Raw genomic sequence first — 18832 nt, forward strand, 5'->3', positions numbered from 1 at the left:
GCGCAAGCAGTTGCTTAGTTTGTGTTAACTTTTGCTTCTTTGAGCCTGGGGCTGGAAAATCTCAGCCAAACAAGCTCAAGGAGCGATCGCCCAAATGCTTCACTCTTGCTTGGGCGATCGCACGCTGGCCCCGTCTGAGCGGGAACTCCGGCATTCCGGAGGTTCCGGAGGATCGATCGGCGGTTTCAGGCAACTTGTCATCCCGAGTGCCGTTAAAGGTTTTATGATTAGTTTGCGATCGCGCGATTTCTCAGAAACCCTGGCGACTGGATTTATCGTTACTAAACCGGGTTTCTGAGCGTAAGTCCTGATGATGGTGACAAATCAAAAGGACAGCCGACAATCGGCACGCACTAGACTTTATAAGCAGGAAGCAATAAAAAATGATGATGAAAGCCCAAGATATTATGACCACAGAAGTTGTTACCATTCGCGGTTCGGCAACTGTAGCTGAAGCGGTGGCGATGATGAACGAACTGTGTTTGCGCGCGTTAATTGTGGAACGCCGCCACGAACAAGACGCCTACGGGATTGTCACGGAAACGGATATTGTTTACAAAGTAACAGCCTACGGAGTAGACCCGCAGAAAGTCCGCGTCTTCGAGATTATGACCAAACCGTGCATCACGGTGAATCCCGACTTGGGCGTGGAATACGTGGCGAGGTTGTTCGCCAATACCCGAATCCGCCGAGCTCCGGTGATTCAAGACAAACTGCTGGGCATTATTTCAGTAACCGATATCTTGACAAAAAGCGATTTTGTCGAAAAGCCAAAAAGTATTTTATTTGAGGAAGAAATCGAACGGGCGATCGCGGATGCCAGAACTATTTGTGCCGAGAAAGGCGCTACTTCGACAGAATGCGCGGTAGCGTGGGATATTGTAGAGGAAATGCAGGCTGAGGCTTCTCACCAGCGATCGATGAAGCTTGAAAAAACGGCTTTTGACGAGTATTGCGAGGAAAATCCCGAGGCGGCTGAAGCGCGGATGTACGAGAGTTAATTTAGTTATTAGTCATTAGTCATTAGTCATTAGTTATTAGTTATCAACTCTTATTTAGGGATTGATAACTAATAGCTAACAATCGGAAATAGCTGGTTTTCGGCGAGCCTCACGAAAAATAAAAATCTTAACTGTTTGGTTGAATCATACAAAACACGTTCAGCTTATTCCCATCAAGATCCCGAAAATATCCCGCATAAAACCCCGGCAACACGCCTCTGGGCCCCGCGGCTCCTTCATCCTTAGCCCCAAGTTCGATCGCTTTGTTATAAACTAAGTTGACTTTTTCTGGACTGTCAACTTGAAGAGCTATCATTACTCCATTGCCAACAGTTGCTCTGTTACCATCAAAGGGTTTTGTAATAGCAAGTGCTGGTCGATCGGGAGAAACGCTCCATGCGATAAATTGGTCTAATTCCATGAATCGTCGAGCGCCAATTTCAGCAAGCAAAACATCATAAAACTTGGCTGCACTTTCAATATCGTTGGTACCGAGTGTAACGTATCCGATCATATTTTTTGTCTTCTAACTGATGTTAAGATTTAAAAAATGTTTGAGCAAATAACAACTGAGTTAAACAGCGATTTAGAAAACCAAAGCTACAGCTCAAACATTATTTTACATCATAACTCAAACTATCTCCGTTTTGTCCGCTGCAATGATTTATTGCCGATCGCTAATACATTCGGGACTGTCTCTACTTGGACTGTTGACGATCGTACTTACGGCTTTTGCTTTCATGGCTTCCGAAGCATACGGCTTTAACAACGGCAAAACATCCTGAGCATTTTTAACAGAAGGATCTAGCCACTGTTCCCAATCGCTGTCGGAGAGAATCACCGGCATTCGATCGTGCATCGGCTGCACTGTTTCGTTAGCAGCGGTAGTAATTATACTGCAAGATACAATGTTTTCTGCTTCTGGAGATTCCCAATTTTCCCACAAACCGGCAAAAGCAAAAGGTTCGCCGTCTGCCTTTTGAAAATAGTAAGGCTGTTTGTTCTTTCCCTGCTGCTGCCATTCGTAGAAGCCGTCAGCGACTATCAAACATCGCCTGTGCTTGATGGCGCTGCGAAAAGCAGGTTTTTCGGCTACAGTTTCCGATCGCGCGTTAATCATGCGGCTGCCTATTTTCATGTCTTTTGCCCAACTGGGAATCAAACCCCAGCGCATAAATTGGAAATGTCGCTGGATTTTTTCTGGTTCAACTGTTACTGTGGCAACTGATTGAGTTGGGGCGATATTGTATCGAGGTTTGATATCGGGAACTGCCGACAGTTTGAAGAATTCGGCTATGATTTGACCTGAAGTAGTTAAAGTGTATCGTCCACACATAATTTATAATTGGTATTAACAAAAAGGTAGATTGCGATTTACCGTTGGGCGGGACGGGTTTTCGAGATGATCGGTTTTAGGCAATTATTGTTAGTAAAACTTCCCCCTACGAGACAGTGCTAAATTGTGGAACATTCGCAGACAACCATTCGGCGCGCAACTTTTCAATCGCTAACTCTTTAAATTTAGCTTCTACTTCAATCCAAGGAGCCTGATAATAGCAATTAGGCATTTCTGTAATTAAATCGCTGTGGCGCGGATCGGTAAAAAACTCTTTTCCATTCGATATGTGCACTAATTGCCATTCAGGAACAGACCAAGTTGTGCGGGCTGCTGCGAGCATTTCGGGAACGCTGGGATCGTCGTAAGTTTCTAAATGTTCGTGAATGACGTGGTGGTGGGCGTCAAAAACCATTGGTACGCCGGTATCGAGACAAACTTCTAAAATTTCCGAGGAACTGTAAGCGTATTCGTCATTTTCAAAGGTTAAGCGCGATCGAATGGATTCTGGCAAGTCGCGGATGACTGACTTGAGTTGCGAAGTGCGATCGCTCTTACCGCCGTGAATGTTCATCAGTGCCTGGGGCGATCGGGGCTGTCCCAACATATCTAAAATTAAAGCATGAGTTGCGAGAATTTTAATGCTGTTTTCAACCACAGAAAGCTTGTCGGAACTGAGGACGACAAATTGATCCGGGTGGAGTACCAAACGGATGCCCGAAGACAAAGCGCGATCGCCCGTCTTCCGCAATTCCTCAGTCATGGAGTGTAGCACTGCTTCCCCCAAATCTGTATCTGCAAAAGGGAACAGTGCAGAAGTCATGCGGTAGAGCTTAATCTGATTAACGGAACAGAAGTCGATCGCTTTGTCAAGTCGTTTTAAGTTGTCTGCATAAAGCTCGCGCAATACTTTTTCTTGTTCCGTTTCTGTAAGTTGTAACAGCCGCTTCCGCGTGACAGTACGAAAGCGAACTGCATCAGAAGTCGTAATGCAGACTAATCCTAATTCTGGCAATTTGTCCTTTTCCAATACTTTGTTAATCCCGCTCATTTATCAATAATTCCTAACTTGAATTTTAGGTTAAATAGTTTTGTCGTAAGGACTTTATTCCTTTGTTCTGAAGCTGTGATATCAATTCCGGTTGTATCGGAATGATTAAACCACAGAGGGCACAGAGGACACAGAGAAAGAGAAGAGAGAGATAATAATTCCGATGTCAACGGATTTGATATGAGGTACTACTGAAGCTGGCCGAATAGTCCGCCAGAGATTTAACTCCTTGGCGGACTCTGGAAGTGCAAGATGTAATTAGTACAAACCTAATTTTTATCAAACCTCTAATCAACCGCGTCGCAGATAGCATATCGATGACAATTTACTCGATATCACTATTGCTGTTCTTCGCCAGACTCAGCCTCTTCGTCGGGCCGCGCGGTGGCAACAGGATTTTCCATTGCTTCGTTATGGAACGGATAACCGGATGTTTCTTGATTTAGCGGGTCAGCGGGTTGGTCTTCAGGAGATGTAATTTGACCGTTAGTGTTGGTATTGGGTTTGGTGGAAGAACCTTTATGGCTGGCGTGACCGCTGCTCATCTTTTTTTCCTCAATTAGGTCGATCGAACAATTTCTAGCTTAGACTTAGCTGCTGCGGGCGATCGCCTATCTTAAGTCAGATATCTGCTTAAGTACATCCCACAGCAGAAAGTGTGTATTACTCAGCCATAGATTCGAGCAGACGACCAACTACAGGGTCAATCTGCCAGTAATCCTTACCGTCTTGCTTCTGATTTCCTAAATGCGAGACGAGACTGAGGATATCCGCCCATCTGAGAGTCTGCTTAATAATTTCAGGCGATACATCATCAAGAACCTCAATTAATTCCTCAACCGCTGCTGCTTCTCCCCATTGGGCCAAAGTTCTCATCACCAGTTTTCTTTGAGGTTCGCAACCGTCAAAGCCCATTGAATTAATTAATTTGTCAGAGTTATTAAATTGATTCTTCAGTTCCGCCAAGGAATCTTGCCAGCGATGCGGATTAGCTTGGGAAAATTGATAGAATTCTTGCAGCAAGTTTGACCAATTCCCTGTCACTTCCGTAATCTTCTTTCTAACTTCTAGTCCGCTGGGCAACTTAGCATCTTCCAACCAATGTCGCAGCGCCGCATCGTGCCAAGGTTTGAGGCTGAAAAATCTCAGTTCCTTAAAGGAATCTAAACCTATCGAATTAGGAATAACTAACTGCCAAGCCTTCTGAGGATCGGCGACGAAAACAAGCTGGATAAACGAGTCTTCTTTCTTCAATCTTTTGATTTTCTTAATTGCCTCATCAACCCAATCCTTACTCCAAGGGGTGGTGGGTGATACAACAACGAGCGTCGTGGTATCTTTCTTGCGACGGTTACTAATTTCTGTCAAATGCTGGCTGAAATCCGATCGGTCTGAGAGGTTTTCTAAATAGTGAATTTTGCAATCCTTCTTACTAAAGGCTGCTTCCATAAAAACTCTCAAATCGTCAATTCCTGCGGCTTGGCAGCCAAATATAATAGAGACACCGTACTCCCGGCGCAGCAAATCTGATTCCTGTTGAACAGTTAAAGGACTGCGCCGGGAATCAGCTTTATTTTTGACTAGAAGAGGAGACCGAAAAGTAGCAGGTTCGTATTCAGGCGGAGCTTTGCGGTCAAGTCTCAGAAGTTCCGTTTCAATTTCTCGCTGCGTACCCATAAGCAAGGCTAAATTAGAACTTCTCAGAGTGAAGCAACCTGGATTGGTTTCTCGTAAAACTCCTAATCCGACCATTTCTTCTAGTAAAGCAAGAATTTCATCTTCCGATGACCTTCCTGCGAATCCTTCAGACCACCAATACAAGACTTGCTCGCGAATCCAAGATACAGAAAACCCATCTTCCATGCCTGTTTCATTCTGCTGAGAACCATCAGCAATTGAGTAGGCAATTACTTCGTAGCGCAGATCGAGTCGCAGTGTCAACTTAAAGCGATCGCGAATATTATTGCGAAGGTCTTGACTTTGATAAGCTTCTTCTACATGGCGAGAAGTAATCACATAAGGCGGACTAATTTTCGCATCAAAAGTAGGGACATCTGGGTTAGTAATGTGCTTGAGTAACTGGTCGCAATAGAGTTGAATCAAGCTCGGATAATAGTTGGTCTGCCAAAGAATGCGCGGAATTAAATCAGGCGATTCAAAACGATAGCCAAGACTAGCCAACGGACGTTCTACCAAAGCTGTTGCGGCTCGCATTTCACCATTATTAAGTAGGGGCCCAATGCAGATTGGGCTGCCAAAGTGAGCTAGCGGGTGATTAGCTTGTCTGGTGGTTCTCAGAACGTTGTGCAATCCGGCAAAAACTACCTTAAAACGTCGGTGAGTTTCCGTCATTAATTTTCTGAGTTCGTCGCAGCGCGGGAAATCCTCATTACCATCAGCTTCCAGGAAATTATCTGCCTCATCCAACAACAGCAAAAAGCGTCGCTGATTGTCCGATTCCAGCCAACTTTTAATCCGCTGCAAGCTGCTTTCGCGGACGGAATTGCGCCGGTTGATACCGGGAATTTGCAATTTATCCAATTCTTCGTTTAGTAGATGCCAAATTTCATCTAACTGTTGCTGGCGCCCAATTTTGTTGATATCCAAAAATAGGGCGTTCCTTCCCGCGTCGGTTGCGTGAAAAGTCCGCTGTACATACTTAAGCAAAACCGTTTTACCTAACTGGCGGCCTCCATAAATTAAACAAGAACCTTCGGGATTGATTATAGATTCCCGTTCTCGTACTCGCCCGTAAAACATCTCAGGCGCAACCTCTCCGGCTGCGGTTTTATACGGTTCTAGAAAAGTAAAGGGTAAGGTACAGTCAAACAATACAGGTAAGCGTGTTTTTTGTTCTCCGCAAAGGTAGAGCATCAGCACATCATCTATCACAATAAAAGTGCTCCGACGCTGGCGACACAAATCAGCCAAATCTCGGCGTCTCTTTACGGTCATTCGCCCAAAATGAAAGACGAAGACCGGCCCTCCAAGAGCAGTGTCTCCAACCGCATTGAGGATATCCTGTTCGTTCGGTCTATCCCATACGCAAAGAATGCGGTAATGACCGTTCGCGGCTGAACCATAGGCAGACACAGGACAGCGATTTTGGTCAGATATCGGCTCGGCATTAACGTCAATCCAGGTATATTGTCCTGATTTTTTGAATCTAAGAGATTCTATGTTGAAACCCAGGTTGCTGAGAATTTGCCCAGCATCTATCTCTGTGATTACTTGATGCCTTCCCTTCGCTTTAAACCAAGCGTCGAGCATTTCAGCGGCTTTTTTGGCTTGAGCCCCCTGCGGTATTTGGATTTTTGCGATACTTTTCCCTTTGGAAATATTGGGAATTAGCTCTTGCTTTTTTTGTCGATCGCGATCGCACTCGTCAAGCACTTTTTCGATCGCAGCATACTTATGCTCGAAGAAGTCTTTAAAAGCATCTCTCTTTTCCTCTGGTTCAGGAAGCGATCGCCCCTGTTGCAGCATATATATATATTCATTAGCCGTCAGGATATCGCCTTGCTCCAATACACTGCAAATTCTGGTACGATCGGCATCTGCTATACCTGTTTGCTGAAGACTCTCTAATTCCTCGGATACTCGATCGATCTGTTCCTGCCGCTTGGCGTTAATTGCTTCACCGATCGCCCGAAGCAGCTCAATTTTTTCGGAAAACAGCCTGGTAGTTTCCAGAGCATTTTTAATGCTTTCAATCTGTGCTGCATAAGCAGTTCTATCTGTTTCTCTTAGCAAACCAAAAGCTACCGCACTTTCGAGCTGTTTGCTAGTAGTCTCGACCTGCTTCTGCAAAATTTTTTGACACTCTTCAATCCGATTATTGCGTTCATCCTTTAGCTGAGCGAGGTCTAATGTTGATTCGGGATTGTGTTCGAGGTATTCGATGATGTGCGCCGTAACCTCGTGATTTCCCACAGCATTTGAACTACAGACATAACTCTGCATATCGAATGCTTGTTGCCAATCCCAAATGTCATTTTTTACTAACTCCAAAATTCCATCTATACCCGCTTCAGGATTCGCCATATCCAGTTCCCAGGCATCGTCGATCGGGATAGATGGCATTCTCAACAGATCCGCGTGCAGGATATGTTTTGGATAAGGTTCTGCGGTTGGCAATTCGGTATCTGGATCGAAGATATTACCGATGTCTTCCACAGCTTTTCGGCAACAGGCAATACCAGCTAAAATAAACACTGGAGGTTTTGTTGCCTCAAAGGTATCTAATTCTTGGAGAACCGTATCTTGAAGATTCTCAATATCTTGTTTTAACTGTTTGGCTTCTTTCTGAAGATAATTATCTCTTTGATCTAAACGCGATTCCTGAATCTCAATCCACTTTCGTACCAAATCAACAGGTTCACGAACGCGATCGCGAAACTGAATCACGGCTTTCCCCATCATGGAGTCACGGCGACTGCTGCGAATTTTACGATCGGTCTTCTCAACTTCAGAGTCTATCTGGGATTCGTCAGACAATCGATTGACTTTCTGCTTGAGTGCTGAAAGTTTACTCAAATCGCTTTCAAGTACAGGAAATAGTAAAGAGTGAATCAGTTCGTCCGGCTTCAACCAATCCTGCCAAACCTTCTTCGCCGGCGGGTAAATCATATCTTTTTTCTGTGCTTGAGACCACCAAGTTTCGATTTTTTGATGCAGATCGTCTAAAGATTTTTGTATGTCAGCCTGGTCTTGAGCTTTCTTGATGGCTGTGATATCCAGCGCCCGCTGCCGATCGCCGTGTTTGGCGATAATTTGGCAATAATCGTACAGTTTTGCAAGTCCAGCTTTACCGAAGTGAAGTTGCTGGAGAAGGTGCTTCGCACCAGTATTTGGCGCTAGTAAAGACGGTCGCATTGCTGCGGAGGCCAAGAGCAAGCTTGCAGCTTGATTCCATTCACTTTTGTCTGGTAATGAATAGCTGGCGGTGTAACTGGTGAAGTCATCTTTAAGCAGATTTGCAAGTTTTCCATATCCTACGTCATAGCGCAGGTTTTGTCCTAGCAATACTGCTCGAATTAACTGCGGTGGCAGGTGCGGTTCAAAGTTGGAGTATTGTTTTTCAAAGCAGCGAGCTAAATGAAATGCAAGGCTGAGTTTTTGTTCAAAAATCAGTCGCCAAACTAAGTCGCGCAAAACTGCTGGGCGTTCTCGATCGGGGTCGTCCAAGATGGATTGAGCGATTTGTTGAGCGGTATCATTGGGCGAGAAGCTGTAGAGAGACTGTTTTTCTTCTCTTTTTTTATTCCCCTGCTTGTCAACTTCTTTTCCTTGCTTATTTTCCGAATTTTGATGATTTACCTGAGTTGCGGTAGGCGCTTCTGTTGGTGGAATATCTGGGATATTTTCAGTGGTTGGCTGCGCGATAACCTTCTCTATCAAGACCGCGTTCAACTCTGCTAATAGTGGTTGGTCTAGAATAGGAACAGTTTCAGGTTCCGGCCCCTCAACTAAGGAAGCTTCCTCTAAGTTATTGTTAGTAGAAATAGCAGGTGAATCTGGTATTGCTTCCGACTGAATCATCAGTTTACCTCTGACTGCTGCCATCGCCAGAGTTCTTCCAAACGATTCAGATACGGCATCATGTAAGGAATCCAAACGCTCTTCATCTGCTTCTTCCAATTCTGCAATTAGTGTTAGCAGTTTGGAGAATGGATGATTGCCGTCAGCCAATAGTTTGGTGTCGGGATGCAAGTCATACTCCTGCGATTCGGAGATGGCGCGTTGAAGTTCCCGGGCTTTGTCCTGACATTCCAGCAATGACTGGAAATTCCTCTCTACTCGATGGGCGATCGCTAAAATTCGTTCCAGAACCCTCAAAGCAGAGTCGCGGACAAGAGCGATCGCACTTTTTTGCTTCTCGGCCAAATTAACACGCTCAAGTACAGACTTGATATCTGCTAAAGAACCAATTTCCTCAGTTGTCAGCGTTGGCGATACTGCCAAATATTCAGCCAGTTCTAGCACCTTGTCGCGAAGCTGAATAAAGTTTTCCCGGGACTCGTCAAGTTCTTGAATCAGATTTTGAGATATAGGTATACCAGGGTCTAGCAACTTTCGACTCGCCTCTGACAGCCGTGCTTCCAGTTGAGAAAAAACCTCTTCTAGTGCGGTGAGTTGTTTCAGTAAATCTGCTGAATTTTGTACCATCGGTTTAATCACTCCATTCAAGTCATTTTCTGTCCGTTCGGCAATGTGGAAATTACGATCGTTCAAAATTGCATAAGTGAGATTGTTTTCATTTTCCTCGGTTTTCGACAAGTAAGTCTGAGCCAACTTTGTTTGTTCTATATTTGATTCTTCTATGAAGTTGTTAAAAAGAATTAATGGTTCGGTCATATTAGCTATATCAACTATTTTATCACCAACAGGCTCCTGTAAGAAAGTGTCGCAATGGCTGCGAGACAAGTTTTCTGGAATGTTGAACTGTTTGGGCTGCATCGGTTGGGCGATCGGTCTTTTTGTCTGAGTTTGGTCAATCCCTGTAGGGCGAATACATTCTTTTAAAATACTGTTGCGGTTGGGATGGCGCAATCTTAGTAAAGCCTTAGCCTCAATTTGCCGAATCCGTTCGCGGGTAACATCAAATATATTACCGATTTCCTGTAGACTTTTCTCGCGGCCATCATCCAATCCGAATCGCATCCGAATAACGTCACGTTGTCGAGGGCCCAGAGTATCTAAAACGCTTTCTAAATCTTCGGCAAACAAATTTTTATATACTTTTTCTTCTGGTGTTTCTCCATCGAATTCAATCAACTCTCCCAATGTAGAACCTTCATCCTCACCCACTCTAGTATCTAAGGAAATGATAGACACATCCGATTTAGATTTAACAAAGCGCAATTTGGCAATTGTTATCTCCATTTTAGTCGCGATTTCTTCTTCCGTAGGCTTGTGGCCGATTTCTTGAGAAAGCTGTTTGGTAGTTTTCTTGATCTTCGAGATAGTTTCATAAACGTGAACTGGTAGGCGGATAGTCCGCGATTGATCGACAATAGCCCGCGTAATTGCCTGACGAATCCACCAATATGCGTAGGTGGAAAACCTGGTTCCCATCGTGCAATCAAACTTTTCTACAGCCTTGATTAAACCGAGATTTCCCTCCTGAATCAAGTCTAATAAATCCAGCCCTCGATTTTGATATTTTTTAGCGATTGAGACTACCAGCCGCAAGTTAGACTCTACCATTTTGTCTTTAGCTTTTCGGCAGCCCTCTAATTCTAATTCAGCAATTTTACGAGCTAATTCAATCTCTTCATAAGCTTTGAGCATAGGAATTCGACCGATTTCTTGCAGGTAAAACCGAAGTGAATCTGACGGTAGACGGTCTTTTTTAAATTTGATGTTGTCAGGAATAGTTTGATGCAAAGCTTCATTAAATTCGTCAAAGTTGCTAAAACCGTGATTTTTATGCAACTGTGCCAAGAAAATCTCGAAGAGCATTTTTAAATGAGAGTTTGTCGGACGGGCGAACGGGATATCTTTAAGATGTTTGACTTTTCCTAATACATCTTTAGATTCATTGCGTTTGTGTTGGCGCCGGTTTATCATGGAGAAAGTCAGAGTTTCTCCATGCTGAAAAAGAACGATCGCCGGCATCGGGAAAATTTTATTAATCTCGCGGACAATCCCGTCAAGTTGTTCGATAGTGTACGCGCTCCTCCGCAGTGCGAGCGCGAAAAACAAGTAGGAAGTAAAAAAGGCACTCTCACCACTGCTAGTATCAAATTCGACAAGCTGGTCATTATCTGCAATTTCTGTCCCGGTAAATTGGAAGAGGAAATCAACCGACAGCCATTCCTCTAAGAGAGCTTTTTGGTGAGTTAGCTTTTTATCAATATCAAATTTTGCAATAAAATTATCCGAACTATTAGGTTCTAGCGCATAAATTATATCACTTTGGTAGCCAAGAGTAAAGAACAAATTACGGGCGTTATCCGCTAGTTTCCCCTTGGCAAAACTACTTAAAGCTTCATTAATAGATGCTTTGGCTTGTTGTTCGCTGACGCTCATTTAATCACCAGCCAGGTAATCAGTTCAAAATCAGTTGTTGCTTTAACCTGATGCGCTTGCTCAACCAACACAGCACTGCGGCTAGACAGCAGGTGACCGATGAGCCGCTTGTTGTAAATACCTGCAATTGAATCAACCGCCCGCTTAAGCAAATCGTTATACAAACTCATATCAAATCCGTTATTAGTTTGTCTATCGAACAAGTTGCACAAATCTTCATAGGGAACAGTACACCCCGCGCACAGCAACTGATATATTTCAAGTATTTGTTTGGGTTGAGCAAAAGTTAATCGGACTTCCTTATTTTCTCGAACGTAAACTAAAAAGTATGGTTGCAGCGGGTTGACGGTTTTATTATCAAGAAAATCGCCTTTTTGTTTGAGGCAAAAAATTACGCCCGGAGCAATTATCGGGTACTCTGAGTTAGTTGGAACTACTGCATAGAGTCCTAAAGGGGCATCTTGGAGTAGTTTGCGGTTGCTCTCAATGTATTTGGCTAGTTCCATTCGGAAATCATCGAGAGTGAATTCCGTTAGGGCTAAAGTCTCCGTGAAATCTTCGAGATCCAGCACCTCATCTTTCAATCGCAGCAACTGCTTGTCGCGGTATTTCAAATCACTCTCAATCAGTTCTTGAATCTCCTTTGCCTCCAGCAGGTTATCTTCAAATGTACCAGCCATGTCCGCTAAAGCCATCCGTGCTTCTACTCGATTTTTCAGATTGATGTATTGATCCAAGTCCTCTGTCGGCCAAAAATTAATTAATTGTACCGTGTGGTTGGGGCTGCCAATGCGATCGCACCTACCGAAGCGCTGGATAATTCGGACTGGGTTCCAGTGGATGTCGTAGTTAATCAGATAATCGCAATCTTGTAAATTTTGTCCTTCTGAAATACAATCTGTGGCAATTAATAGATCGATCTCGCCGTCTTGCCGCATAGATAGAATTTGAGCGCGTTTCTTGGCGAAAGGCGAAAAATTTGTCAGGATGTGATTGAACTCGTTTTTGCCAAAGGTAGTCTTATTTGCCGCCGATCCCCCAGTCACCAAAGCTAGGTTAATTTTCAATTCTACTCTTGCCCATTCCCGCAATCCTTCGTAGAGATAGACTGCCGTATCTGCAAAGGCAGTAAAGACTAAAACCTTGCGATTTGGTTGACCATGCTTGTTAGTTGTAGGATGCTTAACTTTCTCCGCGATCAGTTCTTTTAGCTCAGCCAGCTTGGCATCGCGTTCAACAGAAATGCTTTGGGCAGAATTGTAAATTTTTTTAAGCTGTTCCTTGTCATTTTTCAGGTCTTTTAACCAGGTTTCGACATCGAGGTGCGCCATTTGAAATATCAGCTTCTGACCTACTTGCATGGCATCTTGCAACTCTTCATCGTCCAAGTCTTCAATCATCCAATCGCTGAAAGTTACTGTCTGGTTAGCGTCGCGAGATTGCTGCAATTGCTTAAAATTTTTAATTTTTTTCTCTAGTTCTTCCGTTTTCGTAACCGTGCGATCCATTGTCAGCGCAAAGGAACGGATGGAGCTTTCTAAGCGTTTAAGGAAATTGACTTTCATCATGCCGATCAAACAGCGTTCGCGATCGCTCTGTTTGAAATTTCGCACTCCTTTATTTTCATACACCGAACGGTATCGCGACAGAACATATTTTGAAGGGTTGAATAGCGAGAGTTGATATTTAGAAATTTCGCTGTTAAGCTGTTCGTAGGACATGAACTCACCCTTGAGGTCAATCTCAGGAAATACCGAGATGGGTTTGAGCCGTTCAGGAAAGCCGCCTAATTGGGCGATCGCATCTTTATAGTATTTTTGAATGTGCTTGCGAGATCGTGCGATCGTCAATTCGTCAAGCAGTTTGAAAAAAGCAGAACTAAGTTCTTCCAGCAGTTCGCTAGTTTTGCGATCGCGACTTTTCTTGGCCCACTTGGTAAATTTCCCCTGAGCATCAGCTAATGTATCGCGCAGACTGGCAATTCCCAGCGATTCGCTAAAGGCAGCATCGCCACCTTCTGCTATCAAATAAAGTTGATTCCGCAAATCCTTTAAATCATTGTTAACCGGAGTTGCTGATAAAAGTAGCACCTGAGTTTTGACACCGCTCTTGATAATGTCATCCCTCAGCATTTCGTAACGGCTCTTTCTAATTAGATTGCCAGATTCGTCCCGTTTACTCTTGATGTTGTTGCGAAAATTGTGGGATTCGTCAATAACTACCAAGTCATAGTTACCCCAATTAATCGTTTCTAAATTAATGTCCCCAGACCAACCGGAATCGCGGCTCAGGTCAGTGTGAGATAGGACTGTATAGCTAAAGCGGTCTTTAATAAAAGGATTGATATCGCTATTGTTCTGTGCTTGATATACAGTCCAATTCTCGCGGAGTTTTTTAGGACACAGAACCAAAACTTTTTCATTCCGCCGTTCAAAATATTTAATAACCGCTAGAGCTTCAAATGTTTTACCTAAACCAACGCTGTCAGCAATAATACACCCGTTATATCGTCGGATTTTATTGATGGCTGCCTTAACTCCGTCTTTTTGAAATTCAAATAGAGCTTTCCAGATTTCTGTATCAAATAGGTGTAGCTGTTCGCTGAGAATATCGCTTTTTTCTAGGTCATCTAGAAAAGTCTCGAAGATATGAAACAGAGTTTTGTAGTAGATAAACTCAGGAGTATTATTCTGGTAAAGTTGCTCTAGGTACAGCAGCACATCTTGTTTGACCTCTTCGATGAGTTCGGCATCATTCCAGAGTTCATCAAACCAGGCTTTAAGGTCGCGGGTATCGCGTTTACTATCTACTTCTAGATTGAGTTCAATATTGTTATATTTCGTACCTAATCCCAGTCCCCGCACGGTAAAATTAGAACTGCCCATAATAGCATTTTCGCTTCCGTTATGAGCAATGTGATACATTTTGCCGTGCAGTAAATTAGATTGCTTTACCGACCGTATCTGTACTTTTTTCTCAATCCATTCTGCACATTCTTTTGCAACCCGCTTTTGCTCCAACCGATTCTGTAGCTGCAAGCCCTGATCCTCAATTTGGAACGCCTTTTTATCAGTTTTACTGGGGTCAAGGGACTTGATGAAGCGCGGTTCGCCAAACAGAAATTTCAAGCTTTTAATACCTAGAAGTTGTTGCTTCAAAGCATCAAAAGCATAAATTGTAAAGTAAGCAGAAACAATTGACAAGGTTGAGTTTTCCTCGACCTTGGCTTTCAAAAAATCGCCCACCGTGCCGCGGTGGCGGTTGTCTCTAATTGCCGACTTTGGGAGAGAAGCATCATGCTGTGACATAGCCTACCTTTATGCGGTTGTTGCACTTGTTGGCTATATTCTACATCTTCCACCATTCTCAAGAACAGGCTTTCGGGCCCGTTCTACAACAAATACCGATATTGTACAATCAACTCCGCAAACGGCCCGATCGCAGAATGCTAAGAATCAACCAAAAACCCAAAAAACTCGCCGCCCCAAACAAACCAGTGCTCAGAAAAGATAGCTGAGAAGTTTGCGCGTTAGAAGAAATAATTGCCGCCCCCACAATCAGCGAACCCACCACAATACTAAAAGAAAGTCGGTTCGCAGAATCCCCCAGAGTGCGGCGTAGCGGATCGAGTTCTTTTAGTGTCAAGTTCCACTTCAAAGTTTCCGAAGTAACCCGGTCTAAAAGCACTTCCACCTGTCGCGGAGATTGCAAAGATAAGCTTTTCAGATCCAGGGCAGTTCTTAGCAGAGCTTGTATCGGGTCATCTCCTAATAACTGACGCCGAAACATATCGGTCATCAGCGGTTTCACCTGCTCTACAATATTAAACCGGGGATTAAAAGATCGCGCCAGTCCTTCCAAATTAGCTAGAGTTTTTGCATACAAACCGAGATTGCTGGGCAGCCTAATTTTATTTTTGCGGGTGATTTCCAGCACTTCATAAAAAATTTCCGACAAGTTCATTTGCGACAAGCTCACATTGTAATACTTGCGCAGCATTCTCGCCAAATCGTTCTCTAGATTAACTAAACTTGTCGGCTGAGCAAATTCTGCCATTTCCAAAGTTAATTGAGCGCAGCGCTGAGCATCTAAATCGACAATTGACAGCAACATTTCTGTCAAATTTTGCTGAGTTCGCGGGTCTAATCTGCCGACCATGCCGCAGTCGAGCAAAGCTATCCGACCGTCTTTGAGATAAAATAAATTGCCGGGATGCGGGTCTGCGTGAAAGAATCCGTCGATGTACAACTGCTGGAAGAAAACGCGGCAAAGCAGCGTTGTAATTTCTTCGCGTTCGGCATTTACATCTCCTTTGTGGCGAATTCCTTGCAAATCGCCTAACAAAATCGGGACTCCGTTCAGCCACTCCATTACTAAGAGTTTTTTTGTAGTCAACTCCCAGTTAATTTCTGGTAAGACAACTTGTGTGGGGTCAAACCATTTACTTTTAGATAAATTGCGGCGCAGTTCGTCTGTGTAGCTGGCTTCTTGAATGAAGTCGAGTTCTGCACGCAGGGCGATCGCAAATTCTTCAGCTAAGGCGACAATATCGTATTGTTGACCGAAGTCTGTGAGCATGACAAGTTCTGCCAAACCTCGGAGCACGGCGATGTCTTGTTCGATGACAATCTCAATACCGGGACGCTGAACTTTGAGGGCGACTTCGCGGCCGTCTTTTAAAGTAGCTTTGTGGGTTTGGGCGATCGAACCTGCGGCGATGGCTTCAGTGTTAAATTTGGCGAAGGTATCTTCGAGAGTTTGTGTGAGTTCCTGGCGGACGATTGCTTCTACTTCCGACCACGGTACGGGCGGTACTTCCGCTTGCAGCGTGGAGAGAGTTTCGATGTAGGTGGCAGGTAAAAGGTCGGGACGGGTGCTCAGCAATTGCCCCAATTTGACAAAAACTGGGCCTAATTCGACGAGGATATTGCGGAGAACTGCTGGAGTTGGGAGACTGGGTGCGTCGGTTTTGCGACCGGTTAGGAGGCTTTTCATGTAGTCCCAACCGTTGCGGAAGACGACCTCTAGAATTTCTCCTTTGCGAGAAGTGTTTTGAACTAGGCTGAACAAGGGGCCTCCGGGTCGATCGGGTTTAAGGGCAATATAACTACTAGGATAGCGCTGTTAACCAAGCTGACCAGTGTCTTGAGGAATAACTTAGGGGAAATAGTGGGAATGGGCGTGAGAACTTTGGGGTGTGGGGGCGATCGATTTTTGGCTTTGGCATACTCCTCATCGTTTACACTCTTACAGCATTTGATAATCAGATACAGGTTGCGGATGAATATCTTTCTTCTTTGTTGTTAGCTTGTGTAGCTAAAATCCTGTGCTACTTATAGTTAGAAGAAATAGAATTGCACAGGATTGTCTATAGAAGGTAAAAAATATTTTGCATCCCCTAGTTGTAAAATATATTGAAAAGATGTTGCCCTCTGTCGATTCCGCAGAGTGGAATAAGTTGATTGAGAAACAGCCTAAAGTATTTTTACCAGAAAGCGACTGGCGATTAAATAAAATCCCAATCAAGTGGGAACAATTGCGATATCCCATTTAGGCAGGATGGAGGAGCGATGGCAGAAGCGGAGGTACTTTTTTAGTTCCTGAGATGGAACCTTAATCCCTTTTTCATAGGTCGTTTCTAGCAAATGTACAATTGGTTTGAGTCCCTTCCACGTCATATTTGCAGGCGAGTTGACCGCTTGCGGCTTCCCGTTAACTTTTGGGCTGCATCGAGGAATGTCGCGAATGATTATCACTCAGCATCTTCTGGCTTTTTTGCGATCTAAAGAGGAGAGGCAATCGCCAATGGTGGCATTGCCTCTCCTCTATTGTGCCTGGGACTTTATTTTTTCCCAAGTCCCTAACTATTAACCGTTCCTAAAGAAGCATTAATCAATCAGTTGCGGCGTAGGAATTTGTGCATTAATGTCTGCCTGAGAAAACGAGGGCAGGGCCCAAGTTGTCTCACCCGCTTTAAAAACTTTAGCAGGGGCAACATTCAATTGAATACCACCCGTTGCTGCACTCGTTGTAGCAACTAGCTGCGTACCATCTACAACCTTAATAGCAACCGGTTCAGCCAAAGAAAGTGGCTCAGTCGCCGGGCCTAAAGTAGCTTGAGTCTCTGCTGGCAAGTAAATACCATCGCAATCCCAATCATCATCTGTAATCTCACCGGCTGCCAGGAAATAAAGTTGCGTGGGCGATTTTTTCGGCTTATTAGCATAAACTGCCAGCGTTTGCCCGGTTTCATTACGACACTGAGCCCGCTTTTTAGCAGTTTCGATCACGTACTTCTGCATTTGCAATTCGGCCAACCGCTGTTGGTACTGTTCAGGCGTATAACCCGCAGTCGAAGGATCGCTCTGAGCTGACAAAAGTTGATTCAATTCCTGTGTCACTTCCGCATAGTCAGCCCCCTTTGTGAAATCCTTGCCGGCCCAAGAAGGCTGAGCTACAGCTAAGTTTACGAAAAGCACTAAAGCCACCAGAATCACTTTGAAAAACTTGCTCATTTTTGTTGTCCTTTGTGTAAGAAATCAGAGTTTGTTCTTAGAAAACCCCTCCACTTTGCTGAAATTATAAATGATTTTCCAACTTCAGCAAAGTGGAGGAAACTTGAACCCTAGTTTACCTCAAATTTTTCGATTTTAGGTGCAGTCTCTAACGATTGATAACTGTCTTTAAGCAATATCAGCAGCCACAAGCAACTGATAGCTAAAGTAACTACCGTTAAATCCCGACTCTCTAGAGTATGGCTATCGAGCAGGATCAGCGTACCCAGACCCATTAGAACGAAGGGAACAAGGGAATTACCGTAGCGGACAAGTAGGGTCGCGATCGCGCTCATGCGAGTTAGTTGATACGCCACATAACACCAGACACCCACTAGCAAGAAAAAGACGCTCAGAATCACTAGCAGGCTATCCCAAGTGCAGTTGGCAAACAACGGGACATAAATCCCCACATTATCACCTCCATTAGCAAATGTCACCGCAGCTACACTATAAGTTTGTGGCGATAAAATACTAGCAAAGATAGTGGATGGAGGCGAATCTGTAGCTGTATTTTCATCATCCGCCTCTGTATCTCGATTTAGCAGGCGGCTGACTCCAATGGCAATTGGTACTAACCCCAACATCCCCACCCAAGGGCGCGGCACCATCATACAGCCAAAGAAGCTAGGAAGACTAAGCAGCACCAGTGCTGCGAACCCAAGATATTGTCCTGTAACAATGTGTTGCCGTCGAAAAACAGCATTGACTTGGGAGAAAAACAGCAGCAAGATGACAATATCATCTAAATTTGTGGCGGTGAAAGCTGTAAAACCTGTGGAAATAGCGGTAATGAAGGGGTTCATATCTAACTGCCTAGATGGTGATGGTAGGATTGCTGGAAAAGTGCCGAAAA

11 protein-coding genes and 1 pseudogene are annotated in these 18832 nt (G+C 44.2%); 2 read left to right on the top strand and 10 right to left on the bottom strand.

Annotated elements, in window-relative coordinates; all coding sequences use genetic code 11:
* Window positions 1-94: 94 nt before the first annotated feature.
* Window positions 95-298 (top strand): hypothetical protein, encoded by a 204-nt coding sequence (locus QUA78_RS03880; protein ID WP_333299752.1) that lies wholly within the window; start codon window positions 95-97, stop codon window positions 296-298.
* An 85-nt stretch (window positions 299-383) separates the two neighbouring features.
* A complete protein-coding gene (locus tag QUA78_RS03885; protein WP_333299751.1) occupies window positions 384-1001 on the top strand; it encodes a CP12 domain-containing protein in 618 nt (205 codons plus the stop codon).
* 127 nt (window positions 1002-1128) lie between these two features.
* Here QUA78_RS03885 and QUA78_RS03890 read toward each other — a convergent pair whose 3' ends face one another.
* The 10 genes and pseudogenes from QUA78_RS03890 to QUA78_RS03935 form a co-directional block, all read right to left on the bottom strand.
* The gene (locus QUA78_RS03890; RefSeq protein WP_333299750.1) at window positions 1129-1515 is read right to left on the bottom strand and encodes a VOC family protein; all 387 of its coding nucleotides are present in this window, start codon (window positions 1513-1515) and stop codon (window positions 1129-1131) included.
* A 150-nt stretch (window positions 1516-1665) separates the two neighbouring features.
* Window positions 1666-2337: an SOS response-associated peptidase gene (locus tag QUA78_RS03895; protein WP_333299749.1), complete on the bottom strand. Its 672-nt coding sequence runs from the start codon at window positions 2335-2337 to the stop codon at window positions 1666-1668.
* A 106-nt stretch (window positions 2338-2443) separates the two neighbouring features.
* A complete protein-coding gene (gene uvsE / locus QUA78_RS03900; protein ID WP_333299748.1) occupies window positions 2444-3388 on the bottom strand; it encodes a UV DNA damage repair endonuclease UvsE in 945 nt (314 codons plus the stop codon).
* A 338-nt stretch (window positions 3389-3726) separates the two neighbouring features.
* Entirely contained in the window at window positions 3727-3933 is a 207-nt protein-coding gene (locus QUA78_RS03905) for a hypothetical protein (RefSeq protein WP_333210369.1), read from the bottom strand.
* A gap of 118 nt (window positions 3934-4051) precedes the next feature.
* The gene (locus tag QUA78_RS03910; RefSeq protein WP_333398597.1) at window positions 4052-9847 is read right to left on the bottom strand and encodes an AAA family ATPase; all 5796 of its coding nucleotides are present in this window, start codon (window positions 9845-9847) and stop codon (window positions 4052-4054) included.
* 48 nt (window positions 9848-9895) lie between these two features.
* Window positions 9896-10852: pseudogene (locus tag QUA78_RS03915) on the bottom strand (sigma-70 family RNA polymerase sigma factor); the annotation flags it as partial.
* A gap of 566 nt (window positions 10853-11418) precedes the next feature.
* Window positions 11419-14730: a helicase-related protein gene (locus QUA78_RS03920; protein WP_333299747.1), complete on the bottom strand. Its 3312-nt coding sequence runs from the start codon at window positions 14728-14730 to the stop codon at window positions 11419-11421.
* Window positions 14731-14839: 109 nt separating this feature from the next.
* Entirely contained in the window at window positions 14840-16492 is a 1653-nt protein-coding gene (locus tag QUA78_RS03925) for an AarF/ABC1/UbiB kinase family protein (RefSeq protein WP_333299746.1), read from the bottom strand.
* Between the two features lie 818 nt (window positions 16493-17310).
* Window positions 17311-17937 (bottom strand): hypothetical protein, encoded by a 627-nt coding sequence (locus QUA78_RS03930; RefSeq protein WP_333299745.1) that lies wholly within the window; start codon window positions 17935-17937, stop codon window positions 17311-17313.
* Between the two features lie 110 nt (window positions 17938-18047).
* A complete protein-coding gene (locus QUA78_RS03935) occupies window positions 18048-18782 on the bottom strand; it encodes a cadmium resistance transporter (protein WP_333299744.1) in 735 nt (244 codons plus the stop codon).
* Between the last annotated feature and the right edge of the window lie 50 nt (window positions 18783-18832).

This window comes from Microcoleus sp. K4-B3 (genome assembly GCF_036704615.1).
Taxonomy (GTDB): domain Bacteria; phylum Cyanobacteriota; class Cyanobacteriia; order Cyanobacteriales; family Microcoleaceae; genus Microcoleus.